This window comes from Cupriavidus gilardii (assembly GCF_008801915.1).
GTDB lineage: Bacteria > Pseudomonadota > Gammaproteobacteria > Burkholderiales > Burkholderiaceae > Cupriavidus > Cupriavidus gilardii.
The window spans coordinates 511,972-536,727 of sequence record NZ_VZOV01000001.1 but is presented as its reverse complement, the minus strand read 5'-3'; the positions used below and the strand labels follow the sequence as shown (position 1 = coordinate 536,727).

Here is a 24,756-nt window from a genome sequence, read left to right as displayed (position 1 = left end):
GGGCGTTCGCTCAGGGCGCGCAGCGCAGTTCCGGCTTCGGTGTCTCCGGCGGCTTGGGCGTTTCGCCCGGCTTGTCGTCGTCGCCGCCGCAGGCTGTCAGCACGGCAGTGGTCAGAAGAACGGCCAACAGCGCTCTCGTCATTCTCAGGGCTTGCATTGGGACCTTCGCTGGCGTGGAAGAAGGATGGGAAAGATTCCGGATCGACAGGCGTGCCGCTCCGGAAAATCCCGCCAGCCTAGTGCCGATGCATGACGGCACTGTGACCCGAGCCCGAACTCCCGCACAAGTTGTGAAGTGGCGGCTGTCATCCCGACGTCATGGCGCTGACATCGCGCTCCGGTACGGTGCCGGCTTCGGCTGTCCGGCGTCCCGCTGAACGCGGGCGCCGGCGCCCATGGTTTCCCGATCGCCGCCCTGCCGGTACCATCCCGTCATCCCAGCCGCCTTTCGCCATGCCATCGAACAGCCGTCGTCAATTCCTGAAGATCGCCAGCACCGGCGCCGCCGCTGCCGCCACGCTGGCCGCATTCCCGCCTGCGATTCGCCGCGCCCTGGCCATTCCCGCCAACAACGCCACCGGCACGATCCGCGATGTCGAACACGTCGTGATCCTGATGCAGGAGAACCGCTCGTTCGACAACTACTTCGGCACGATGAAGGGTGTGCGCGGCTTTGGCGACCGCTTTCCGATTCCGCTGGCCGGCGGACGCAACGTGTTCGAGCAGACCTATACCGAGAACGGCGTCAGCCGCATCGTGCTGCCCTACCACCTGGACAGCAGCGCCGGCAATGCGCAGCGCGTCAGCGGCACGCCGCACAGCTATCCCGATGCGCAGGACGCCTGGGACCTGGGCCGCATGAACCAGTGGCCGACGTACAAGGAACCGCATTCGATGGGCTTCTATACCGAAGCCGAACTCGACTTCCAGTACGCGCTGGCCAACGCCTTCACGATCTGCGACGCGTACTACTGCTCGTTCCACGGCGGCACCAATCCGAACCGCCTGTTCCACTGGACCGGGACCAACGATCCGACCGGCGCGATGGGCGGCCCTGTCATCGACAACCGCGGCGATTCGCTCGATGCAACGAGCATCAGCTACCGCTGGACCACCTATCCGGAACGGCTGCAGGCGGCCGGCGTCAGCTGGAAGGTCTATCAGAACCTGCCGGACAACTTCACCGACAACCCGCTGGCCGGCTTCAAGCAATACCGCGACGCCAACGCGGCGCGGGGGAACCAGCCGAATGGCAGTCCGTATCCGCCGTACACGCCGGCCGACGAATCGATCAGCCCGCTGATCAAGGGCATCGGCAACACGATGCCCGACGGCGGCTTTCTGCAGGCGCTGAAGGACGATATCGCGGCGGGAACGCTGCCGCAGGTGTCGTGGATCGTGGCGCCGGCCACCTACTCCGAACACCCGGGACCGTCGAGCCCGGTGCAGGGCGCCTGGTATACGCAGGAGGTGCTCAACGCGCTGACGGCCAATCCGGAGGTCTGGAGCCGCACGGTGCTGCTGATCAACTTCGACGAGAACGACGGCTTCTTCGACCACCTGCCGCCGCCATGTGCGCCCGCTTTCGACAACGGCACGCTGGCCGGCGCGTCGACGGTGGCGACCGACGGCGAATATCACACCGACGGCAATCCCTATGGCCCGGGCCCGCGCGTGCCGATGTACGTGGTATCGCCGTGGAGCCGCGGCGGCTGGGTCAATTCGCAGGTGTTCGACCACACCTCGGTGCTGCGCTTCCTCGAGGCTCGCTTCGGCGTGATGGAGCCGAATATCAGCGCGTACCGCCGCGCAATCGCGGGCGACCTGACCTCGGCGTTCAACTTCGTCAATCCGAATACCGAGACGCTGCCGTCGCTGCCGACTCGGGACAAGACCAGTGCGGACGCGATCCGCACCGCGCAGAGCCAGCTGCCGCAGGTGCCGCTGCCCGCGACGAGCGCGCAGCAGTTGCCCGCGCAGGCAACCGGAACGCGGCCGTCGCGCGCGCTGCCGTACGAACTGCATGTCAGCGGCCGCGAAGACGCCAGCGGCCGCGCGATGTGGCTGCTGTTCAGCAATACGGGAACCGCCACCGCGGTGTTTCACGTCTACGACCGCCTGCATCTGGACCGCGTGCCGCGCCGCTATGCCGTCGAACCGGGCAAGCAGCTCGATGGCCGCTACGACGTCTTTGCCAGCGACGAGGGCCGCTACGACCTGTTCGTGCTCGGGCCCAATGGATTTCACCGCAGCTTCCGCGGCGACGTCAGCACGCTGGGCACCGCGGGCGCCAGCGCACCGGAGATCCGTGTCTGCTACGACATCGCCAACGCGGCGGTCTATCTGACGATGATCAATGCCGGCGCCAGTGCCTGCACCTTCACCGTGGTGCCGAACGCCTATCGCGACGACGGTCCGTGGACCTTCGAGGTGCCCCCCGGCAAGCAGCTGGACCAGCACTGGCCGGTCGGATCGCAGGGCAATTGGTACGACTTCACGGTGACCACCCAGCAGGGCAGCTTCCGCCGCCGTTTCGCCGGACGCATCGAAACGGGCAAGGACCTGGTGTCCGACCCGGCGATGGGCGAACGCGACTGATGGCTTGAACGCTTGAGGGCTTGCGCCCGCTTCAGCCGAGGCGGCGCTCGCGTTCCGCCCGCAGCTTTTCGTAGTAGGCCCGCTTGGCGGCGTACATGCGTGCGTCGGCCTGCTTGACCGTGTCGGTCAGGCGCTCGCCGACCGCACAGGTAGCCGCGCCGATGGCGAAGTTCAGTGCCGCCCCGGGATAGAACTGGTTGTTCAGCTCGACGACCTGCTGGATCTGCGCGACGACCGAGGCCGCGGCATGCTCGTCGCGGTCCGGCAGCAGGACCATGAACTCGTCCCCGCCGACACGGGCCACGCAGAAGCCGTCGCCGACAGCCTTCTTCAGGACCTCGCCCGCGCGCCGCAGCAGCGCATCGCCATCGGCATGGCCGAAGTTGTCATTGACCTGCTTGAGCCCGTTCAGATCGACCGCGATCACGCTGACCGGCCACGGGCCCTTGCGGCCCAATCGGGCCAGCTCGTCCTCGTAGTAGGCGCGGTTGTACAGCTTGGTCAGCACGTCGTGCTTGCCGAGAAACTCGACATAGGCCTCAGCCTTCTTGCGCGCGGTGATATCGGTCAGCGATACCAGCACCTGATCCCATTCCGCCTCATGGCCCGGGAACACCGACCACTGCATGTACACATCGACCTGACGGCCGTCCAGCGCATAGTTGACGATCTCGCGCTGCTGCCACAGCTTCTCGTTCCACAAGTCGACCAGCTGCTCGGCGAAATGCTGATGCATGTCGTCCCGAAAAACGTCGCCCAGGCGGGAATACAGCACCGCTTTCGACGGCGCGCTGAACATCAGCAGCGTCTGCTGGTTGACGTCGATCACGCGGATTTCCTGCATGCAGCGCGCGACGAAATCGGGATGCACATTCAGGAATGTCCGGAAATCGGTGATGCCGGCCGCCCGGACCTCATCGAGCAGCACCTTTACTGCACTGAAGTCCTCGACCCACAGCGACACCGGGGAATGCTCGAACAGCCCGACCGCGTATTGCCGGCTATTGCGCAATTCGCGTTCGGCACGCTGGCGTTGCGTGATGTCGTCGATCGACAGCAGCACTCGATCCCAGTGCTGCTCGTGGCCGGGCAGCACGCGGCCGGACAGCTGGATATCGAGACGCTGGCCATCGAGCGTGTAGTTGACCGACTGGCCCGAGAAGGTTCCCTTGCCTTCCCACAGCTGCACCAGTTCTTCGACATGCTGCTCGAACATGTCGTCGCGGAACACCTTGTCCAGATTGCCGACGAGGTCGGCGAGATCGCGGGCGCCGTACAGCTCCAGCGTGCGGCGATTGACATGGACGATCCGCATCAGGGACGAACAACGGGCGACCTCGTCAGGATGACCGTGCAGATGGGCACGCAGGTCGACGATGCCCGCGGCGCGCAGGCCGTCCAGATGCCGTTTCAGGTCGCTATAGTCTTCCAGCCACAACGAGACTGGCGCGAGATCGAACAGGTTTTGGTAGTCGTCGACGGTCGACGCGGTGCTATCGGCCTTCAAGGCGGGGTCCTCTGATTCCTGGCTGGCGTGGCGCCCGCGGCGGGCCGGATGGCCCTGCCGCTGCGCCGGCAGGCCACGCAAAGCCCGTAGCATAGGGCACCGGGCCCCGGATGGGAAATCCCGCGATGGTACGGGAGCTGGCGCTGGCGCCTAGGTTCCCTCGATCTTGAAGCCGATGTCCTTGATGAACTTGCCCCAGCGGGCATGATCGGTCTTGATCTGCGTGGCAAAGGCGTCCGGCGTGACGGCCTGCGGCGGCAATACGCCGACGCCCGCCAGGCGCTTGTGATAGGCCGGATCGGCCAACACCTTGCGCACCGCGGCCGATACCGCTTCCACGGTCTCCTTGGGCATCGCCTTGGGACCGAACAGCGCGAAATAGCCGCTCAGCTGCTCCATCTCGGGGAAGCCGAGTTCCCGGAACGTCGGCGCACCGGGAGCCAGTTCGGAACGTTCCGGAATCGTGGTGGCCAGCACCTTGGTCTTGCCGGCTTGATACAGCGGCACGCCCGTGGTCAGCCCGTCGATCATCAGCGGCACCACGCCGCCGACCAGATCCTGCGTGGCCGGCGCCGAGCCCTTGTACAGCACCGGCTCGATATGGGTGCCGGACAGCCGATTGAACAGCAGCGGCCCGAAGTGCGACGAGGTGCCCGGGCCGTACGAGGCCGAATGCAGCGGTTTGCCGGGGTTGGCCTTGGACCAGGCGACCAGCTCCTTCAGCGACGAGAATGGCGCGTCCTTGTTCGCGACCATCACGACCGGGGCCTTGCCCAACTCCGCCAATGCGGTCAGATCGGTCAGCGGGTCGTAGGGCACGCGGTTGATATGCGCCCCGGAGGTCGCCGACGAGCCCAGCGTCACCAGCAGCGTATGGCCATCGTTCTTCGCGCGAATCACGTCCTGCGTGGCAGGGATCGTCGCGCCGCCTGGCTTGTTCTCCACGACCACGGACTGGCCGATGACCTTGGTGAAGTAGTCGGCGAACAGGCGCGCCACCACGTCGGTACCGCCGCCCGGCGGATAGGCGACCACCAGACGGATCGGCCGGCTCGGCCAATCGGCGGCCCATGCCTGTGGCGCCAGACCACTTGCCGCCAGCGCTGCGGTGGCACAAGCCGCCGCACCGAGGAACTGTCGTCGATCCATGCTGATGTCTCCGGCTGTCGTTTTGAAGTCCGCTGCTGCCGGTTCATCTTAATGGCTGTTCCAGGCCGCGACATGTTGGGGTTTTCCGCCATTTTCCGCAGAGCAGAACGACGGCGATTGAGCCACGGCGGCGTCGGCTCAGGTACCGCTTTCCTGGTCCGGTACCAGCTTGATGGTCAGCGGTGCCAGCGCCGGGCCGGACAGCACGCTGCCATCGGGCGCGAAACGGCTGCCGTGGCATGGGCAGTCCCAGCTTGCCTCGACCGCGTTCCAATGGACGATGCATTTCATGTGCGTGCAGACGGGCGATACCGCGAACAACCGTCCAGCGGGATCGCGATAGGCCGCGACGCGTTCCCCTTCCAGCTCGGCAATCGCTGCGCTTCCCGGTGCGAGGCTCTGCAACTGTTCGTGCTGGCGGCGCGTCAGATAGTCCTGGATCAGCGCCTTGCCCATGCTGACCACTTCCTCGGCGGTGCCCTTCGCCGATTTCACGGCGGTCAGCCGCGTTGCCCTGTAAAGCTCGCTCCAGCGGTTGTCGGCCCCGAGAATCCGGTCAGCGATGATGGCCGCGGCCAGCGTGCCGTAGGTCAGGCCGTCGGTCGCGAAACCGGTGGCCACGTAGCAGCCAAACGCGTCCTTGCCGATATAGGGCAGCCCGTCCGGCGACGGGAAGTTCTGCGCGGACCAGCGAAAGGCAATTTGGCGAATGCCGAGGCGCAGCCTTGCCGATTCTTCGAGCCTGGCCATGGCGGCGGCCGCGTCATGCTGACCGGTCTTGGCCGTCTGGCCGACGCATACGAGATAGTTGCCCTGCGTGGTATCAAGACCGCGCACCGACAAGCGCTCGCTGCCTTCGGCGTAGAAAATCCCCGCGGGAAACGAGTCGCCGTTCAATGGCGCAGCCAATCCATACTCGCGATGCGGCACCATGCCGGCCTGCATCAGATGAAAGCCGCTCGGCGAATGCGTGGCCAGAACGATGTGCTGGGCCTTGACGCTGCCGCGCTCCGTTCGCAGCAGCTGTTGCGAGCGGTCCAGCTCGATCACCGGCGAGCGCTCGAAGATGCGGCAGCCATTGTCGGCGGCATGCCGGGCCAGCGCGAGCACATAGGCAAGCGGATGGAATTGCGCCTGCTGCTCCAGCACCAGCGCATCGCCGTGGGCATGCGGCAAGCCCGGAGGCAAGACGCCCTCCCTCCGAATTGCTAGGCCGGCGGCCAGCGACGCCTCGAACTCGGCCTCGATCCCGTCGCGCGCATCGGCCGACGCCGGATAGCGAACCAAAGGGCAACGCCGAAACGCGCAATCGATGCCGAGGCGATGAACGTGTTCTTCGATCCAATCGACCGCCTCGCCGCGCGACTGGGCGACCTGCCGTACTACGTCGTCGCCCCACTTCTGCCGAATGGCGCGCAACCCGCTGCTGACCGTCGCATAGAGGTTGCCGGTGGAATTGCCGGTATCGCCGACGCCCAGGGCATTCGCTTCCAGCAGCACCACGCTGCGCCCCGCCTGCACGAGACGCCAGGCGAGGCTGACGCCAGTAATGCCGCCACCGACGATCGCGATATCGGTCTGGATGTCCTCGACCAGCATCGGACATCCTGTCGGGTTGGTCGTGCCGCGCCAGAGGGAGGTGGTCATGTCGAGTTCCTTGCGGCGTTGTTGATGGCGTTGTCTGGCACGTGGGCTACTTTGGCGATCCTTTCATCCCTTGCCAGCGTTCTCGCGGTCCAACCGTGCCATCACCCCCTGCACGATCCGATCGCAGCGCACGCCACCGAATTCGTACAGATCGCGGCCGGCCAGATCGACCTCGCGAGCCAGCGCCTCCCGCAGCAGGCTTCGTGCACGGAAATGCCGGCTGCGGACGGTTGCCTCCGGAATGTCGAGACACTGCGCGGTCTCCTCCACGCTCATTTCCTCGACTTCCCGCATCACGAATACGAGACGAAACGCCTTCGGCAAGCGGTCCAGCTGACGCTCGATCAATCCGCGCAACTCGGTACGCGCGAACGCCCGCTCGGGCGCATCGTCGTCGGGTGCGGGATAGTCGTGCTCCATAGCGTCATCCCCCGATGAAGCCACCATCGGAATCACCTTCTCGCGGCGCGCGTGCCGGCGCAATCGACCGAGACATTGATTCAGTACCAGCCGCGACAGCCAGGTCGCCAGCGCCGCATCGCCGCGGAATTCGCCGATCGCGCGATAGGCCGAGAGATAAGCCTCCTGCAAGGCGTCCTCGGCTTCCGCGTCGTCGCGCAGCGCGGCCCGCGCCAGACGATACAGGCGCCTGTTGTTCCGCCGGATCAGCAACTCGAACGCCGAACGATCGCCCGCCGCGATACGCCGGGCAAGCTCCTGGTCATCGTGATAAGGATTGCCGGTGGCGAGCGCCGTTGCACTGGAAGGGATCATCGCTTGCGAACCTCAAGCACCGCCTGCATGGTCGGATGGAGCGTGCAGACATAAGGCAGCGATCCTTGGCCCTGCACCACATGCTCCCATGACGCACCGGGCGCGATATGGCCGGAATCGAAGCCCTTGCCGTCCGACGCGGTCGCGGTATGCGGCACGAGATCCTGATTGACCCAGACGACGCGATCGCCGCGGTGCAGCACCAATGTCGAAGGACGGAATTCCATGCCCTCGATGGTGACAATATAGGTCGCCGCGCCGACTTCCGTGCCGCCAAGGATCGCCGCCATCAGCAGCGATCCCAGGATGGTCCCCCGGCTGCGAATCATGGCTACTTGTTCCTGGCGCCAGTCTTGCCCTTGGGCAGCGAGGCTTGCAACTGCTTCGCATGCTCCAGATGCGCAACGAAGGCAGGCCGTACCTTGACCAGCAGCGCCTTCAGCTCGGCATTGCTGGCGTTCGGCACCAGGGTCTTGTCCAGGGCATTGAGCACGGCCTGGTGGTAGTCGACCTCCTGATCGACATAGGCCCGGTCGAACGCCTCACCCTTGAGCCCCTTCAGTTTGGCGATGTTTGCTTCCCCTCCACGCTTCAGGGTCTGGGCGGTCGGGTTGTCTTCGGGCGTGAGGTCGAGCTTCCTGGCCAGGTCCATTGCGGACTGGTTGACGCTGGAGTGGTCGGTGACCATCAGGTCGGCGAACTGCCTCACCTCCTTCGACTTCGCCTTCGTTCGGGCCAGTTCGCCGGCGTCGATGTCGACCTGGTTTGCCGTGACGACAATGGCGGCGATTTGGGCGTCGTTGGGTGCCTGTGCCCATGCGATTGCCGCAGCGCAGCACAGGGATAGGGCTGTCAGCACGTGTTTCATGGCATCGCTCCTCCATCAAGTGGATCCGGTGGCCGCCGCCGGAAGGCGTGGGCGATCGGGTCCTTTCATGGAGATGGATGTCACGAGGGCAGGCGGCGTTCCGGGGGAAAGCGCCACCATCGAGACGCACTCCCGATCATCCCACTGCCCCGGCCTCCGCCCCCAGCCTCTCCCGCACAAACCCCAAAAATCCCCTCACCCCCTCCGGCAACGTCCGCCCCGCCAAGGTCTGCAGTTCGATCGAACGTCCCTTCATCCCGCGCTCCCGTATCACGGCAGCGTGCAGCTCCCCACGACGCAGCCGGTCTCCCACCGTCACCGCACCCGAAATCGATAACCCGCCGCCATGCAGCACAAAGCTGGTCAGCGTCTCGAAATGATTGGTGACCAGCACCGGCTCGAACACGATGCCGCGTTCGCCGGCGGCGATGTCGAACAGCTGGCGCACCGTGTTGTCGGCCTCCGGCAATGCCAACGGATACGGCTGCATCTGGGCCAGCGTCACGCTGCGAAAGCGAGCGAGCGGATGGTCCGGGCGCATGATGGCGATCACCGGTGCCGGCTGCCGATGCTCGACGCGGATGCCCTGCTCGCCTGCGCGGCTATAAGTAATGCCGATATCGGCGTCGCCATGCAGCACGATGCCGGTGACTTCAGCGGGCGGTGCCACGCGTACATGGAAATGCAGGCCCGGATAGCGCTCGCGGAATTCGGCAATGCATCGCGGCAGGAAGTCGATGGCAAATCCAGCCGAACTGGCAATGCGTACACGTCCGCGCCGCAGGCCCTGCAGCGCGGCGATTTCCGAGACGACACGGTCGGCTTCCAGAGCGCCGCGCAATGCGTAGGCGGCCAGTAATTCCCCAGCCGCACTGGCCACCATGCCGCGCGGGCGGCGATCGAACAGCGGCACGCCCAGCAGCGCCTCGAGCGAGGCCACCTGGCGGCTGACCGCCGATACCGTGACATTGAGCCGCTGGGCGGCTTCGGTCAGCGAGCCGCTGCGGACCACTTCGAGGAAATAGCGCAGCGAGGTGTCCTGCAGGCGGTGCGACAGCATCGGTTCGGGTCTCCGGCGGGAAGGTTTCCAGGTCTGGTTTGCGTTTTACGCAAGGATATTTGAAATAATCGTCGATTGTGCGAAAGCCTGCCCGGCCCGTATGCTTTGACGAATCCACGAAGGAGACAATGCCGAGCTCGCCCGCGGACAAAGCCGCGGCCCCCTGCATGGCTTCCCGCAGGCGCCAAAGGACATCAGCCCGGCCGCGGGCATGGTCACCACCAAGGGCTCGCCGATCTTCGCCGGCCAGGTCACGCAGACCGATGCCGCGATCTTCGCGCGCATGCGTGAAGCCGGCGCGCTGTTTGTCGGGCGCACCAATTCCCCCGAATTCGGCCTGGGCGGTCATACCTACAACCCGGTCTACGGCACCACGCGCAATGCCTTCGACCCGTCGCGCTCCGCGGGCGGCAGCAGCGGCGGCGCGGCGGTCGCCGTCGCGCTGCGCATGCTGCCGGTGGCGGACGGCTCGGACATGATGGGGTCGCTGCGCACGCCGGCAGCGTTCAATCATGTCTATGGGTTGCGCACGTCGTTCGGCCTGGTGCCGCACGGTCCGACCGATGAAGTCTTCTTCCAGCAATTCAGCGTGGCCGGTCCGATGGCGCGCAACGTGCCGGATCTGGCCCTGTTGCTGTCGGTGCAGGCGGGTTTCGATGCCCGCTTACCGCTGACGCGCCGCTGCGAGCCGCCGGGCAGTTTTGCGCTGCCGCCGGAGCGCGATTGGAGCGGCGTGCGCATCGGTTGGCTGGGCGATATGAACGGCCAACTGCCGACCGATCCGGGCTTGCTCGATACCTGCGCCCGCGCGCTGGACCATTTCCGCACGCTGGGCTGCACGGTCGAGCCCGCGCTGCCGGCATTCGATCTGGAAACGCTGTGGCACGCCTGGATCGATCTGCGCAGCTTCTCGGTGGCCGGCGCCAATGCCGCGCTGTGGCACGACCGTGCGAAGCGCGCGCTGCTCAAACCCGAGGCTGCATGGGAAATCGAGCGCGGCATGGCGCTGCCGAGCCCGCGCGTCTACGAAGCGATGTGCGTGCGCAGTGCCTGGTATCAGGCGCTGGTCCACCTGTTCGAGCGTTACGACTATCTGGTGCTGCCCGCCGCGCAGGTGTTTCCGTTCGACGCCGAATGGGACTGGCCGCAAGCCATCGACGGCCGCGACATGGACACCTATCACCGCTGGATGCAGACCGTGGTGCCGGCGACGATGGCCGGGCTGCCCGCCCTGGCCGCACCGGCCGGCTTCGGACCGAACGGCCTGCCCGCCGGCATCCAGATCATCGGCCCCGCGCAGACCGATGCCGCCGTGCTGCAGCTGGGCCATGCCTACGACCTTGCGGGCGGTTTCTCGCGGGTGCGCAGTCCCTGGCTGGGTTGAGCCCCGCCACCTCCGGCGATCCCACAGCCGCCCGACGAATTCGAACTTCACCACTGCTGGCAGGAGTGCCCTTGATGACCGCAATGCCCCCGAAGCTGCCCCACAAGCGATTCTTCCTCGCATGCACCGGCCTGATCGCCGTCCTGGCGACCACCATGGCGCCAGCCACGGCGCAGACGTATCCGGAGCGCCCAATCCGTCTGGTGGTGCCGTTTGCCGCCGGCGGCGCGACCGATGTGCTCGGGCGTCTGCTGGCGGTGGGCCTGGGCGAGAAGCTCGGTCAAACCGTGGTCGTCGAAAACAAGCCGGGCGCCAGCACGGTGATCGGCGCCACCCAGGTCGCCAAGGCCGCGCCCGATGGCTACACCCTGCTGCTCGCGGCCAGCACCACGCTGACGCTGAACCCGGCGATCCGCCCAAGTCTCGCCTACGACCCGGTCAAGAGCTTCACGCCGCTGGGTCTGGTCGCCGATATGAGCCTGGTGCTGGTCGCCAACCCGGATACGTCGCTGCATTCGCTGAAGGATCTCGTCACGCAGGCGAAGGCCGATCCGGACAAGTTCTCCTACGGCTCGTTCGGCACCGGTTCGTCGGTGCATTTCGGCGGCGAGATGCTGAAGTCCGCCACCGGCATCCGCATGGTCCATGTGCCCTTCAACGGCAGTGCGCCCAATCTGACGGCACTAGCCGGGGGCCAGGTGCAAGTCGCAGTCGATACCGTGGTCGCGACGCTGCCGCTGATCAAGGCTGGCAGGATCCGCCCGCTTGCGGTGCTGTCGCCGCTGCGCCTGCCAGCATTGCCGCAGGTGCCGACGGTGGCCGAGAGCGGCTACCCTGGCTTCCAGATGGGCACGTGGTTCGCGCTGATCGCACCGGCGGGCTTGCCGGCGCCGGTCCAGCGGAAGTTGGAGAAGGCGCTGGCCGACGTCGTCAATGCGCCGGCCACGCGCGCTCGACTCGTCGAGCTGGCGCTGACGCCGGCCTATGGCAATGCCGCCGCGGTCAAGGCCCGGGTCGAAAAGGAGCTGCCGGAGATGCGCGCCGTCGCGGCGCGGGCGAATATTCGCGCGGAATAAGGGCGGAGTCAGGCAGCGCCGCTGCGTAATCCCGCGTGCCCGGCCGCGGGCACAAGCAATGGCGCCCCGGCATTATTTGACTGACCGGTACAAAACAAATTATGCTCGTCGGCACGCGCTCAACCCACTGAGCGCCGTTGCCCCTCAAGCAACGATGCAACGGGTCTCATACACCCGTTGTTTTTTTGCCAATTTCTGTACCGATCGATAAATTTTTAGCCGCCACGAATACCGATGAGCCATCCCGTTAGCACCGACGTCCGCCAGATTCCGACCGCCACCGGCATGGTGGCCATTCCGCCCGAGCTCGAGGCCGACGTCGCGCAGTTCCACTATGCTCCCGCCCGGCGCGTCGGCGACTTCGTTTATCTGTCTGGCGTGGTCGCCTGCAACCGGCATGCCGAGCCGATGGACGAGGCAGCGTTCTGCGACGAATTGCGTGCGGTCTTCCGGCAGATCGAGCGCCTGCTGCTGGCCTGCGGCGCGCAACTGGACGATGTCGTTGAGCTGCAGATGTTTCATGTCTTCGGCAGCGAACGCCTCGCGCTGGATAAGGCCGGACAGCTGGCGGCGATCGGCCGCGTACGCGACGAGTTCTTTGCCGCGCCGTATCCGGTCGCGGTGGAATTGGCCGTCGCGGACTTGAACCCCGAGGGCGGACTGGTCGAAATCAAGGCCACCGCATTTGCGCCTCGATAGCCCTGCCCAAAGGCTGCCGCGCTAGCGCACGACGCGGCTGCTTTCCCGGATCACGAGGTCGCAGGCGATCTCTTGCACTTGCGGGCCGGCCGACGCCGTGCTGGCATGCAGCGAGGCCACGACGATTTCCATGGCGCGGCTGCCGATCGCATAAGGATCGGGGCGCACCGTGGTCAGCGAAGGCGTGGTCACCGCCGCCAGCGGCGCATCGCCAAATCCCGCCACCGCCAGATCCCCAGGTATGGCCAGGCCATGGGAATGCGCGCACAGAATGGCGGTAATCGCCATATTGTCGTTGGCAAAGATCACCGCCCGCGGACGTCTGCCGGGCGGCATGGCCGCCAGCGCGGCCATCGCTTCGCGCGCCGCCCCGACGTCGTCGCTCGCTCGCGCACGCCAGACATCGGGCACGAGCCCGGCGTCGTGCATCGCCTGTGCGTAGCCCTCGCTGCGCCGCGTGGCACGGCCGTCTTCGACGGCGCCGTTGAGCACGAAGCGGATGCGCAGCGCGCCTTGGCCAACGAAATGTTCAGCCAGCATCCGTCCGACTACCTGCTGGGAGAACCCGACCTGGTGAAACGGCCGGCCGGCGTGCACTTCCCATGCCTCGACGATCGGTACCTTCAGCCTGGCCAACAGCGCATCGGACTCCGGCGAATGATCACCGCGTGTCAGGATCAGCGCGCGCGGATGCCACCCTGCAAAGGTGCGCAAGGCACGGGCCTCGGAATCGCGCGAGAAGTGGCTGTTCGCCAGCAGCAGCTGCAGATCGTTGCGCTCCGCCACATCCATCATGCCGCGCACCATGTCCGCAAAGGTCGGGCTGGTGACGTTCTGCATCACGGCTCCGACCACGCCTCCCTGATTGGTCGCAAGGATCCGCGCCACCTGGTTCGGGACGTAGCCCGTTTGCTCGATGACCTGTGCCAGCCGCGTGCGCAGTGCCTCGGACACCTTCTGCGGTTCGTTGAAGTAGCGCGACACCGTGACCGACGACACCCCCGCCATCCGGGCGACGTCGTGAACCGTATAGGTGCCTGACCTCGGCCGCGACGCACGCGACCGCGTGGCGGCGGGTTTGGCGGGAGGAACAGGGCCGGGATCGGTGGGCATGCTGCCGAGGATCGGTTGATGGGTTGACCAGTTGGCGCAGCGGATTATACACTCGGGCAATGTTACCGGTTTCATTTCGCCAGCGATGCCGAAATGTAACCGGTAACATCCCCGACCGAGGCGAGGCTGACATCGCCCTTTCCATGGAGACACCCTCATGCATCCCCTCCGCCGCGCGGCCCGCATGCTGCCCTTGCTGGCTGCTCCCCTCCTCGTCGCGGCGGCGCCGGCCGCCATCGCCGCCTGGCCCGAGCGCCCCGTTGTGATGGTCGTGCCGCAACCGCCCGGCGGCGCGGCCGATGCCTTCGCCCGCCCCTTCGCGCAGGCGCTGGCCCAGCGTCTGGGCCAACCGGTCGTCATCGAGAATCGCGCCGGTGCCAACGGCAACATCGCGGCGGCCTACGTCGCCAAGCAGCCCGCCGACGGCTACACGATCTTCTTCGGCTCGGTCAGCACGCTCGCGGTCAATCCGCATCTGTACAAGTCGCCCGGCTTCGATCCGCTCAAGGACTTCCAGCCGATCACGCTGACCAATCAGACGCCCAACGTGCTGGTCGTCAACGCCGCCGCGCCGTATCGCACGGTCGCCGACGTGGTGGCGGCCGCCAAGGCGGCGCCTGGCTCGCTGAACTACGGCTCGGCCGGCAACGGCAACACCATGCATCTGACCGGCGTGCTGTTCCAGCAGAAGACCGGCACCACGCTGACCCACGTGCCCTACAAGGGCGGCCCCGCGGCGCTGACGGACGTGCTGGGCGGCCAGATTCCGATGATGTTCCACAACCTGAATGCGGTGCTGGCCTACGAGAAGTCAGGCAAGGTGCGCATCCTGTCGGTGGCCGACAACAAGCGCGCCCCGCTGTTGCCCAATGTGCCCACCATGAAGGAGGCCGGCGCGCCGGGCGTGGTGCAGGTGCCGTGGAGCGGCATGCTGGTGCGCGCCGGTACGCCGCAGCCGATCGTCGAGCGGTTGAGCAAGGAGATGGTGGAGATTCTGAAGAGCCCGGCCTTCCGCGCCCCGCAGGAGGCCCAGGGCACCGAGGTCCTGTCTTCCACGCCGGCCGAGTTTGCCGACCGCATCAAGTCCGACTACACCTCGATGGGCGCGCTGATCAAGGCCGCCAACGTCAAGATCGACTGACCCGACAGATCCTTCCCGATACCGGAGCACACGTGCCCTCACATAACCACTTCAAGCAGGCGCTGCACGAGCAGCGCCCCCAGATCGGCCTCTGGTCCACGCTGCCGTTTCCCTATGTGTCCGAACTGATCGCCGGTTCGGGATTCGATTGGCTGATGCTCGACACCGAGCACACGGCCAGCGATCCGGTGCTGATGCAGCAGCAGCTGCAGGCCGTGGACGCGGGCCGTACCGGCACGACTTCGGCGGTGGTCCGCCCCGCGTGGAACGACACGGTGCTGGTCAAGCGCTACCTCGACATCGGCGCGCAGTCGCTGCTGTTCCCCTTCGTGCAGACGCCGGAAGAAGCGGCCGCCGCGGTCGCGGCCACGCGCTATCCGCCGCGCGGCGTGCGGGGCATGGGCGGCACCGTGCGCGCCTCGCGCTTCGGCCGCGATGCCAACTATGTCCGCGATGCAGACGCGCAGATCTGCGTGCTGGTCCAGATCGAGACCGAGGAAGCGCTGGAACGGCTCGAAGAGATCGCCGCCGTGGACGGCATCGATGGCATCTTCATCGGGCCTGCGGACCTGTCGGCCAGCATGGGCGTGCCCGGCGAGCTGAACCACCCGCGTGTACGCGCGGCCATCGACGCGGCCATCCGCCGCATCCGGGCCTGCGGCAAGGCCCCCGGCATCCTGATGCTCGACGAGAAGCGTGCGCAGGAGTGCCTCGACCTGGGCGCGCTGTTCGTCGCGGTGGGTACCGACCAGGTACTGCTGCGCAAGAGCGCCGATGATCTGGCCAAGCGTTTTGGCCGCGGCCCCGGCGCGGCCAACGCGTCGTACTGAACGCGCGCTGCAAACCGGAGGAATCGCAAGCATGACACGCCCAGACAAGCCGCCGCGCCGCCCGGAAGACCTGCGCAGCCATCGCTGGTTCGCCAGCGACGATATTCGCGGCTTCGCGCATCGCCAGCGCATGCAGCAGCAGGGACTGGCCCGGGAGGCCTTCATGGGCCGGCCGGTGATCGGCATCATCAATACCTGGAGCGAACTTTCGCCGTGCCACGCGCATCTGCGCGAACGCGCCGAATCGGTCAAGCGCGGCGTGCTGCAGGCAGGCGGCTACCCGCTCGAACTGCCCGCGCTGAGCCTGGGCGAGGTGATGGTCAAACCCACCACCATGCTCTATCGCAACCTGCTGTCGATCGAAACGGAAGAGCTGCTGCGCAGCCTGCCGCTCGACGGCGCGGTGCTGATGGGCGGCTGCGACAAGACGCCTCCCGGCCTGATGATGGGCGCGTTCTCGATGGACCTGCCGGTGATCTTCGTGCCGGCCGGACCGATGCTGAACGACCGCTATCGTGGCGCCGCGGTCGGCGCCGGCACCCACACCAAGAAATACTTCGCCGAATACAGCATCGGCAATATCGCCAGGGATGAGTGGATCGCGATGGAGGCGCGCATGACGCGCTCGGTCGGCACCTGCAACACGATGGGGACGGCCAGCACGATGACGGCCATCGTCGAGGCGCTGGGCTTCACGCTCCCTGGGGCAATGAGCATCCCGGCCGTCGACGCGGCGCATAGCCGCATGGCATGGCGCTGCGGACAGCGCATCGTCGAAATGGTCTGGGAGGACCTGCGGCCATCGCAGATCGCCACCAAGGCGGCCTTCCTCAATGCGGTTGCCGCCTATGCCGCGCTGGGCGGCTCGACCAACGCCGCGGTGCATCTACCGGCAATGGCCGGCCGGGCCGGCGTCGCGCTGGACCTGGACGAGATCGACGCGGTTGCGCGCAATGTGCCGGTGATCGCCAACCTCTATCCCTCCGGCGAACGCCTGATGGAGGACTTCCACTATGCGGGCGGCCTGCCCGCCGTGCTGCAAAGGATCGCGCCGCACCTGGACCTGGACGCGCGCACGGTCACCGGCCGCACGCTTGGCGAGAACATCGCCGCATGGCCCTGCGAAAACGACGGCACCGTGCTGGACCTGGACCGGCCGCTGAAGACCGGCACGCCGGAATGTCCGGAGGCCGGACTTGCGCTTGCCGTGCTGCGCGGCAACCTTTGCCCCGACGGCGCGGTCATCAAGCCGTCGGCCGCCAGCCCTCACCTGCTGCGGCACGAGGGCCGGGCGCTGGTATTCGATTCCAACGCGGAGATGTTCGCGGCGATGGACGACCCCGACCTTGATGTCGATGCCTCGACCGTGCTGGTGCTGCGCAATGCGGGCCCAATCGGCGGCCCCGGCATGCCCGAGTGGGGCAACCTGCCGATCCCGAAAAAGCTGCTGCGCGAAGGCGTGCGCGACATGCTGCGCATCTCGGACGGCCGCATGAGCGGCACCCACTACGGGACCTGCGTGCTGCACGTGGCGCCCGAATCCGCGGTCGGCGGGCCGCTCGCGCTGCTGCGCACCGGCGACCTCGTGCGCCTGGACATCGGCGCCCGCCGGCTCGACATGCTGGTACCGGAAGCCGAACTGGAAGCGCGCCGCGCAGCGTGGCAGCCGCCACCGCTGCCGTATGCGCGCGGCTATGGCCGCATCTTCCAGCACGAAGTCACGCAGGCCAACGAGGGCTGCGACTTCGCCAGCCTGGCAGGCAACGCGCCGACCGTTGAACCGCCGATCTACTGAACAGCGAACAAACGGCGAGCAACGCTGATGTCATTGACCACCATGCCCCTTCCAGACCCAACCCTGTTCCGCCAGCCATGCCTGATCGGCGGCGAATGGCGCCACGCGGTCGCCAAGATCGAGGAGCATATCGCCGACGCCCGCCAGCGCGGCGCGCAGGTGCTGTGCGGCGGATCGCGCCACGCGCTGGGCGGCACCTTCTTCGAGCCCACGGTGATGACCGGCGTCACGCAGTCGATGCTGGTCGCGCGCGAGGAGACCTTCGCCCCGCTGGCCCCACTGATCCGCTTCGAGCCCGAGGCCGACGCCATCGCCATGGCCAACGATTCCGAGTACGGGCTGGCCGGCTACTTCTTCTCGCGCGACATGGCGCGCATCTGGCGCGTCGCCGAGGCGCTCGAATGCGGCATCGTCGGCGTCAACAGCGGCCCGATCGCCAACGAGGCAGCGCCGTTCGGCGGCATCAAGCAGTCCGGCATGGGGCGTGAAGGCTCGCGCGACGGTATCGACGACTACCTCGAGATCGAATACGTCTGCATGGCAGGGGTGGCGTGATGGCAGACCGCATGCACGACAGCCAACCGAGTGCGACGCCGGTCAAGGTGGAGCGGCTCGACGCCTTCGTCTTGCGCGCGCCCGCCGATCCGCCGGTGCAGACGTCGTTCGGCATCATGCGCGATCGCCCGGCGGTGCTGGTCCGTCTGACCGACAGCGATGGCTGCGAAGGCTGGGGCGAGGTCTGGTGCAATTTCCCGACGGTAGGCGCCGAGCATCGCGCCCGCCTGCTGCTGGCGTACGGCCGGCCCATCGTGACGGGCCAGGCGTGGGCCTCGCCCCGACGGGCCTGGGAAACGCTGGTGGCGCGGCTGGCGGTACTGATGCTGCAGACCGGCGAGCCCGGACCGCTTCACCAGATCGCCGCCGGCATCGACATGGCGATGTGGGATCTGTTCGCACGCCGCGCCGGCCAGCCGGTCTGGCGTGCGCTGGGCGGTGCCGGCGCGTGGCCCGTGCCGGTCTATGCGTCGGGCATCAATCCGACCGATCCCGCCGAACTGGCCTTGGCCAAGCGGGCCGAGGGCTACCGGGCCTTCAAGCTCAAGGTCGGCTTCGGCGCGGAGCGCGACCTCGGCAATCTGCGCGACATGCGCGAGGCGCTCGGTGGCGATGCGGTGCTGATGGTCGATGCCAACCAGGCGTGGGACGCCGAGGATGCGGTGGCCGCCGGCCATCGCATGGCACCGTTCGATCTGCTGTGGCTGGAGGAACCGGTGCGCGCCGACGCGCCGCCGCAGACGTGGGCAAAGCTCGCTGCCGAGCAGCCGCTGCGGCTGGCCGGCGGCGAGAACCTGTGCGGCCATGCACAGTACCGCGATTTCATCGGCGAACCCGGCATGTCGGTGATCCAGCCGGATGCCGGCAAATGGGGCGGACTGACCGGATGCCTGGACGTCGCGCAGCAAGCGATTGCGGCGGGCAAATGGTATTGCCCGCATTGGCTGGGCGCCGGCATCGGCCTGCTCGCCTCGCTGCACCTGAAAACCGCCGCGGGCGGGGCCGGCTATGTCGAAGTGGACGCCAATCCGAATCCGCTGCGCGACGCGATGGCGGCGCCGGTCATGCATCTGAGCGACGGCTGCGTGCAGCTTGGCGACGCGCCTGGCTTCGGCGTGGTGCCCGACCTGGGCGCGCTGGCGCCGTATCTGGTGGAGCTGCAGCAAACAGGCCTTTGAACAGGCCGCAACCGGCGGCAGTCCACCGTGCTGCCGCAGGTTCGTACTTGTCTCACGCGTGCGGATACGCCTGAAACGCCGCGAAGCCCTCGGCGGCTGCCGTCAGCGACGCGATGGCCGGATGCGCGGCCGCATCGACGGCCCCCGGCAGCATCGCCTGCGTGAAGGTCCACACCACCGCGGTCGTCAATTGCGCCTGCGTCAGCGCGGTCTCCTGCACCGGCACCGGCAGGCGGGCGACTTCTTCCTCGAGCAAGGCGAAGGCGCTGGTGCGCTGGCCGTCGACGCGCTCGACCCACGGCTGGTGCTGTTTCTCTGCCGGCCGCAGCATGTGCTCGTAGACGTTCTGCACCGCCTTCTCGCAAGCGGCCAGCGCCAGACCGATCACGCGCAGGTCGCGCTGGCGCGCCGCCAGCTCCGTCGGCATCAGGCTGCGTCCGGCCAACGCCTCGACGTAGTCGATGATCAGCGTCGAGTCCATCAGCACCACGCCGTTGTCGCAGACCAGCGATGGCGCCTTGACGACCGGGTTGATGGCGCGGAACTGCTCGAAGGTGCGGAACACCGAAACCGGTTCATGTTGGAAGGACAGCCCCAGCAGGCGCATCGTGATCGCGGCGCGGCGGACATAGGGGGAATCGAGCATGCCGATCAGTCTCATCGTGTTGGCTCCTGGGGTCGATATGGGTGTGCGGGAAATCGCCATATCATCCGTTGTCCGTAGCCCACTTGCCAACCCCCATCGCTTCGAACCCGCGCCGCCCGGCTCAGTCGCGTTTGCCTGAGGTCCGATGCAGCGGCAGGCGCCACAGTTCGTAGCGCTCCTGGCCGGCCTTGACCGCCCCCGCGAAATGCCCGTTCAGATGGCTGGCAGTAAACACCAGATCGCCGTTGGGCAGCAGCGCGGGCGTATCGGGCCAGAACACGCCCTCGTCCGCCGCGAGCAGCGACATCGTGCCGGTGGCCGGGTCGTATTTGACGATGCCATTGCGCGTCACGTCCGTGATGTACAGCTTGCCCTTCGCGTCGGTGACGATGCCATCGGTATTGCCGCCGACCTCGCCCAGATCGCGCACCGCCGCGGCCAGGCTCTCCGGGCTGGCGCCCTGGTCACGCAGCAGCCGCGTCGGCGCGGCATGGATGTGCGTACCCGTGGTGACGGCCCAGTACAGCGTGCCACCATCGGGCGACAGTGCGATGCCGTTGATGCCGAGCTTCAACGGATTGCCCGGCCACACCTCGGCGCCATGCGAGACGACCTTCGCGCCGGGCTCCGGCAGGAGGCTCGCGTGGCGGTCCAGCACGCGCCGCGCCTTGCCGGCGGCAAAGTCCACCACGATCAGCCCCGCCTGATTGTCCGGCGCGCTGCGCAGGCCGCTGTCGGAGATATAGGCGATCCGGCGCCGCTCGTCGACGACGATATCGTTCAGGAAGCTGCCCTTGCGGTCGGCCACCCCATCGAGTGCGATGCGCCGGACCGTGCGTCCGGTACGCAGGTCGTAGACCATCACCTTCTGCGCGCCGGCCGGCGCCTCGGCCTGGCCCGCGACGAAACCCATGTCGAGCGCCCATAGCCAGCCGTTGCGGCGGTCGACATGAAAGCCCAGCACATTGCGCAGATGGGTGTCGGGGGCGCCATCGACCGCATTGCCGGCAACCGACGGAAAGGCCGACAGTCGGGCCGGGCCGCTCTGCACGCTCGTGTCGAGCAGGCTCAGTGTCGCCGGCGCGTCGGCCGACACCAGCCGCGGCGTGGTGACGAAGGCGCGGCCCTGTGCATCGAAATGGATGCCCGCGATTGGCGCGTTGACCGAGCCGGCGAAGGGCACCGGGTCCGCGCCCCGGCGAGACGGCTCCCAGCTGACGCCCGCATAGCTGCGCCAGCGTTCGAGGGTGACCTGGGCGGGGGAATCTGCGGCATCGGCGGAACCGGCGAAGGCCGGCACGGCGGTGAGCGCGGTCAGCGCCAGCGCGGCGAGACGGGATAGGCGAAGCAACATGATGATGTCCGGAAGGTTGGGCCGAAAGGCAGTGACGGCCATCAAAGGATCGAGCGGAACGACCCGCCCTCGACACGGACGCCAGCCCCATTGGACGCAGCGCCGAGCGGACTGGCGAGCAGCGCCACCATCGCGGCGATCTCGTCCGCCTCGATCATGCGAGCGATCAGCGAACTGGGCCGGTACGTCTGGAAGAAATGCGCTTCGATCTCGGCATCGCTCATGCCCGGACGCGGCGCGGTCTGGCGCAGGTATTCGACGATGCCGTCCGAACGCGTCGCGGCCGGCAGCACGCTGTTGACCGTGACGCCGGTCCCCTTGGTCAACTCCGCCATGCCGCGCGACACGGCCAGCTGTGCCGACTTGCTGACGCCGTAATGCACCATGTCCGGCGGCGTGAAGGCGCCCACCTCGCTGGAGATGAAGATCACCCTGCCCCAGTTCTTGTCCAGCATGCGCGGAAAGTAATGGCGCGACAGCCGCACGCCGGACATCACGTTGATGTCGAGCATGCGCAGCCAGTCTTCGTCGGTGATTTCTGCGAAGGGCCGGGCTTCGTAGTAGCCCAGGTTGTTGATCAGGATGTCCGTGGCCGGCACGGCCTCGGCCAGCGCGGCCGCGCCGCGGGCACTACCCAGGTCGGCGACGAAGCCGGACACCTTTGCGGCGGGCGCGGCCGCGGCGATCTCAGCGACGGCGGCATCGAGCTTGTCGCGATGCCGCCCGGTGATCGTCACCGCAACGCCCTCGCGCGCCAGGGTCCGGGCGATGGCCAGACCAATGCCGGCCGTGGCCCCGGTGACGATGGCAGTCTTGCCTTGAAGTTGAAGGTCCATGGAGTTCTTCGTGATCGGGTGGTGATGCCCGACTTTATTACCCACACCAACGGAGATAAACTCGCCAATCGGGAATTCATCTGTTCTTCGGGGGACATAATGGCGCGCCGCTTCGACCATCTTGGGGACGTGGAGGCCTTTCTGGCGGTGGTCGAGCATGGCTCGTTCACGGCGGGCGCGGTGGCGTTGTCGACCACGGCTTCGGTGCTGAGCCGCGCCATCGCCCGGCTGGAGGCCCGGCTCGGCAGCCAGTTGCTGCGCCGGACCACCCGTCGCATCGGACTGACCGACGCGGGACGGCAATATGTCGAACAGGCTCGCGCTGCTTTCACGCTGCTCGACGACGCCGAGCGTGAGATACAGGGTCAGGAAGGCGAACTGTCGGGAAGGGTGCGGCTCAGCGTGCCGACCACCTATGGGCACTACCGGCTGCCGCCGTTGCTGGCGCGATTCACGCGGCAGTACCCGCGCGTGCAGGTGGAACTGAACATCACGAACCGCAATGTCGACCTGGTGGCGGAGGGCTTCGACCTCGCCATCCGTCTCGGCGAGCTGCCCGACAGCGGGCTGGTCGCCCGCAAGCTCGAAGACGCGGCGCTATGCCTGGTCGCGGCCCCGGACTATCTGCGGCGCGCGGGCACGCCGCGGACGCTGGACGATCTGCATCGCCACGTCTGCCTGCCCTTCGTGCTGCCCAGCACTGGCCGCATTGCGCCCTGGGTATTTCGCGACGGCGACCGAGATATCGATTGGGCCACCAGCTCCCCGATCGCGATCTCCGACGATGTGCTGGGCGTGGTCTCGCTCGCCGAGCACGGCGCCGGCATCTGCCAGAGCTATGACTTCATCGTGCGCGACCGGATCGAGCGCGGGCGGCTGGTCGAAGTGCTGCCGCTTCTGCGGGGGCGCTCGCGGCCGTTCTCGCTGATCTACGCGCCGCACCGCCGCCAGTCGGCGGCGGCACGGGCGATGATCGATCTGCTGACCGCCGGTTGAGCGGCAGCACGCACGCGGCCTCAGTCGAGATAATCCGGCTCGAGCCGTGCCAACTGACGGTGGATGCTCGCCAGATGCAGGCGCGCGCTGTCGGGATCGCCCTCGCGCATCTGCCGCGCGCACAGGGCAGCGACGTCGGGCGGCACGGGTATCAACTTGCGGCCGGTGCCGTGCGCGCGCACCTGGACCTCGGCCGCACGCTCCAGGTAATAAAGATCGTCCCACGCCTGCGCGATGTTCGGCGCGGTCACCATCACGCCGTGGTTGCGCAGGAAGGCGATGTCCGCATTGCCCATCGCGTCCGCGATGCGATCGCCCTCCAGTTCATCCAGCGCCAGCCCATTGAACGGCACCGTGGCCACGCGGTCGTAGAACTTCAGCGCGGTCTGCCCAGCCCATACCAGCGGTTCGCCATCGACCATCGCCAGCGCGGTCGCGTTCGGCATGTGCGTATGAAAGGCCGCGACCGCCGAGGGTTTGCGCATGTGCAGGCGGGCATGGATGAAGAAGGCCGTGGCCTCGGGCTCGCCATCGCCATCGAGCACGCGGCCGTCGACATGGCAGACCAGCAGGCGCGAAGCCGTGACTTCGCAGAACGCCAGCCCCAGCGGATTGACCAGGAACAGCCCGGGGTGCCCCGGCAACGTCGCCGAGAAATGGTTGCAGATGCCCTCCGCCATCCCGAGCCGCGCCGCCATGCGCAGGCAGGCCGCCAGATCGATACGGGCCTGCCGGACAGCAGGATCGTTCCGCAACACCGCCGCCATCTCGGCGTCGCCCGCAGCCCGGCTCGAAAGTTGATGCGCCATGGATCGCTCCTTCAGGGTTGCACCCATCCGAGCGTAGCAAATAACTGGCGCAGACCGGCGAGATCGGGCAGGACGGCGTCGGGCCGATAGTCGGGCAAGGGCTTGCGCGCCGTGCCGCGATCGATCCAGACGCAACGAAACCCCATGTCTCGCGCGGCGGCCAGATCCAGGTGCGGACTCGCGCAGATATGCAGCAGCTGGCCTTGCGACACGCCGATCGCGTCATGGGCGTGTTCGAACAGCCGCGGCGACGGCTTGTAGGCCCGTCCCTGCTGCGCGGTGACGACCCGATCGATATGGCCGCCGAGCTGGGCAACGTTACCGGCGATGATGGCGTCATCCGTATTGGACACGATGCACAGCTTGAAGCCTTGCGCCTTCAGCCAGGCCAACGTCGGCACGACCTCGGGAAAAGCCGGCATCGCCGCGATATGGCGCGTCAGCGCATCGGCATCGCCGGGCTCGAACGGTAGCCGGAACGCCTCCAGCGCGGCGCGCAGCGACAGCGCCGATATCTCGGCAAAACTGCGATGCGGCGGCGTCTGTTCCAGCCGGTGCTCGTGTTCGTCGTAGACGCGAATGAATTCGTGAGGATCGACGCCGCGCAATCCCTTACTGGCCAGCAGGCGGTCGACGCAGGCCAGCAAGCCTTCGTCCCATTGGATCAGGGTGCCATAGCAGTCAAAGGTCAACCATTCCGGACGAGGGGAAGCTTGCATGATCGGGGCTCCAGCTTTTACG

The 24,756-nt window shown here is 67.1% G+C and carries 21 protein-coding genes and 2 pseudogenes; 10 read left to right on the top strand and 13 right to left on the bottom strand.

Annotated features, from left to right (window positions below; genetic code table 11):
• Positions 1–453: 453 nt before the first annotated feature.
• Positions 454–2,598: a phosphocholine-specific phospholipase C gene (locus tag F7Q96_RS02400; protein ID WP_053823951.1), complete on the top strand. Its 2,145-nt coding sequence runs from the start codon at positions 454–456 to the stop codon at positions 2,596–2,598.
• A 31-nt stretch (positions 2,599–2,629) separates the two neighbouring features.
• Here the strand turns inward: F7Q96_RS02400 and F7Q96_RS02395 are convergent, their stop codons facing one another.
• The 7 genes from F7Q96_RS02395 to F7Q96_RS02365 all read right to left on the bottom strand — a co-directional run bounded on the left by F7Q96_RS02395 (position 2,630) and on the right by F7Q96_RS02365 (position 9,603).
• The gene (locus F7Q96_RS02395; RefSeq protein WP_053824631.1) at positions 2,630–4,105 is read right to left on the bottom strand and encodes a sensor domain-containing diguanylate cyclase; all 1,476 of its coding nucleotides are present in this window, start codon (positions 4,103–4,105) and stop codon (positions 2,630–2,632) included.
• 150 nt (positions 4,106–4,255) lie between these two features.
• Positions 4,256–5,254, bottom strand: a complete 999-nt coding sequence (locus F7Q96_RS02390; protein WP_151021985.1) for a Bug family tripartite tricarboxylate transporter substrate binding protein — start codon at positions 5,252–5,254, stop codon at positions 4,256–4,258.
• A 138-nt stretch (positions 5,255–5,392) separates the two neighbouring features.
• Positions 5,393–6,901: an FAD-dependent oxidoreductase gene (locus tag F7Q96_RS02385; RefSeq protein ID WP_053823952.1), complete on the bottom strand. Its 1,509-nt coding sequence runs from the start codon at positions 6,899–6,901 to the stop codon at positions 5,393–5,395.
• Positions 6,902–6,964: 63 nt separating this feature from the next.
• Positions 6,965–7,675: an RNA polymerase sigma factor gene (locus F7Q96_RS02380; protein WP_053823953.1), complete on the bottom strand. Its 711-nt coding sequence runs from the start codon at positions 7,673–7,675 to the stop codon at positions 6,965–6,967.
• Positions 7,672–7,965, bottom strand: coding sequence for a cupredoxin domain-containing protein (locus F7Q96_RS02375; protein ID WP_053823954.1), 294 nt, complete (start codon positions 7,963–7,965; stop codon positions 7,672–7,674). The genes F7Q96_RS02380 and F7Q96_RS02375 overlap by 4 nt, the downstream gene beginning before the upstream one ends.
• A gap of 41 nt (positions 7,966–8,006) precedes the next feature.
• Positions 8,007–8,543, bottom strand: coding sequence for a DUF4142 domain-containing protein (locus F7Q96_RS02370; RefSeq protein ID WP_053823955.1), 537 nt, complete (start codon positions 8,541–8,543; stop codon positions 8,007–8,009).
• 136 nt (positions 8,544–8,679) lie between these two features.
• Positions 8,680–9,603, bottom strand: coding sequence for a LysR substrate-binding domain-containing protein (locus tag F7Q96_RS02365; protein ID WP_053823956.1), 924 nt, complete (start codon positions 9,601–9,603; stop codon positions 8,680–8,682).
• 127 nt (positions 9,604–9,730) lie between these two features.
• Here F7Q96_RS02365 and F7Q96_RS02360 point away from each other — a divergent pair.
• From F7Q96_RS02360 to F7Q96_RS02350, 3 genes and pseudogenes are all read left to right on the top strand, one after another.
• A pseudogene (locus F7Q96_RS02360) lies at positions 9,731–10,987 on the top strand (amidase); the annotation flags it as partial.
• A 74-nt stretch (positions 10,988–11,061) separates the two neighbouring features.
• Entirely contained in the window at positions 11,062–12,063 is a 1,002-nt protein-coding gene (locus F7Q96_RS02355) for a Bug family tripartite tricarboxylate transporter substrate binding protein (RefSeq protein ID WP_053823958.1), read from the top strand.
• A gap of 234 nt (positions 12,064–12,297) precedes the next feature.
• Positions 12,298–12,762 carry a Rid family hydrolase gene (locus F7Q96_RS02350; RefSeq protein WP_053823959.1) on the top strand — a complete coding sequence of 155 codons (465 nt, stop codon included), beginning with the start codon at positions 12,298–12,300 and terminating at the stop codon, positions 12,760–12,762.
• A gap of 21 nt (positions 12,763–12,783) precedes the next feature.
• Here the strand turns inward: F7Q96_RS02350 and F7Q96_RS02345 are convergent, their stop codons facing one another.
• Complete coding sequence (locus F7Q96_RS02345) at positions 12,784–14,061, bottom strand: LacI family DNA-binding transcriptional regulator (protein ID WP_170265869.1); 1,278 nt, start codon at positions 14,059–14,061, stop codon at positions 12,784–12,786.
• Between F7Q96_RS02345 and F7Q96_RS02340 the strand changes: the two genes are divergently transcribed.
• From F7Q96_RS02340 to F7Q96_RS02320, 5 genes and pseudogenes are all read left to right on the top strand, one after another.
• Positions 14,033–15,016 carry a Bug family tripartite tricarboxylate transporter substrate binding protein gene (locus F7Q96_RS02340; RefSeq protein ID WP_151021981.1) on the top strand — a complete coding sequence of 328 codons (984 nt, stop codon included), beginning with the start codon at positions 14,033–14,035 and terminating at the stop codon, positions 15,014–15,016. The genes F7Q96_RS02345 and F7Q96_RS02340 overlap by 29 nt on opposite strands.
• A gap of 32 nt (positions 15,017–15,048) precedes the next feature.
• The gene (locus F7Q96_RS02335) at positions 15,049–15,846 is read left to right on the top strand and encodes an aldolase/citrate lyase family protein (protein WP_053823961.1); all 798 of its coding nucleotides are present in this window, start codon (positions 15,049–15,051) and stop codon (positions 15,844–15,846) included.
• A 31-nt stretch (positions 15,847–15,877) separates the two neighbouring features.
• On the top strand, positions 15,878–17,641 hold the full coding sequence (araD, locus tag F7Q96_RS02330; RefSeq protein ID WP_053823962.1) for an L-arabinonate dehydratase: 1,764 nt from the start codon (positions 15,878–15,880) through the stop codon (positions 17,639–17,641).
• A gap of 105 nt (positions 17,642–17,746) precedes the next feature.
• Positions 17,747–18,196: pseudogene (locus F7Q96_RS02325) on the top strand (aldehyde dehydrogenase family protein); the annotation flags it as partial.
• Positions 18,197–18,207: 11 nt separating this feature from the next.
• Positions 18,208–19,374 (top strand): mandelate racemase/muconate lactonizing enzyme family protein, encoded by a 1,167-nt coding sequence (locus F7Q96_RS02320; protein ID WP_151021979.1) that lies wholly within the window; start codon positions 18,208–18,210, stop codon positions 19,372–19,374.
• Between the two features lie 52 nt (positions 19,375–19,426).
• On the opposite strand, the gene F7Q96_RS02315 is transcribed toward F7Q96_RS02320, so the two are convergent.
• The 3 genes from F7Q96_RS02315 to F7Q96_RS02305 form a co-directional block, all read right to left on the bottom strand.
• The gene (locus F7Q96_RS02315) at positions 19,427–20,035 is read right to left on the bottom strand and encodes a glutathione S-transferase (protein ID WP_053823964.1); all 609 of its coding nucleotides are present in this window, start codon (positions 20,033–20,035) and stop codon (positions 19,427–19,429) included.
• Positions 20,036–20,141: 106 nt separating this feature from the next.
• Positions 20,142–21,374, bottom strand: coding sequence for an L-dopachrome tautomerase-related protein (locus F7Q96_RS02310; RefSeq protein WP_151021978.1), 1,233 nt, complete (start codon positions 21,372–21,374; stop codon positions 20,142–20,144).
• A 41-nt stretch (positions 21,375–21,415) separates the two neighbouring features.
• On the bottom strand, positions 21,416–22,210 hold the full coding sequence (locus tag F7Q96_RS02305; RefSeq protein WP_053823965.1) for an SDR family NAD(P)-dependent oxidoreductase: 795 nt from the start codon (positions 22,208–22,210) through the stop codon (positions 21,416–21,418).
• A 99-nt stretch (positions 22,211–22,309) separates the two neighbouring features.
• On the opposite strand from F7Q96_RS02305, the gene F7Q96_RS02300 reads away from it, so the two are divergent.
• The gene (locus F7Q96_RS02300) at positions 22,310–23,206 is read left to right on the top strand and encodes a LysR family transcriptional regulator (RefSeq protein WP_151021976.1); all 897 of its coding nucleotides are present in this window, start codon (positions 22,310–22,312) and stop codon (positions 23,204–23,206) included.
• 20 nt (positions 23,207–23,226) lie between these two features.
• Here F7Q96_RS02300 and F7Q96_RS02295 read toward each other — a convergent pair whose 3' ends face one another.
• Together F7Q96_RS02295 and F7Q96_RS02290 are read right to left on the bottom strand one after the other, a co-directional pair.
• Positions 23,227–24,015 carry an aldolase gene (locus F7Q96_RS02295; protein WP_151021974.1) on the bottom strand — a complete coding sequence of 263 codons (789 nt, stop codon included), beginning with the start codon at positions 24,013–24,015 and terminating at the stop codon, positions 23,227–23,229.
• Positions 24,016–24,026: 11 nt separating this feature from the next.
• Positions 24,027–24,734, bottom strand: coding sequence for an HAD family hydrolase (locus F7Q96_RS02290; RefSeq protein WP_151021972.1), 708 nt, complete (start codon positions 24,732–24,734; stop codon positions 24,027–24,029).
• Positions 24,735–24,756: the final 22 nt, after the last annotated feature.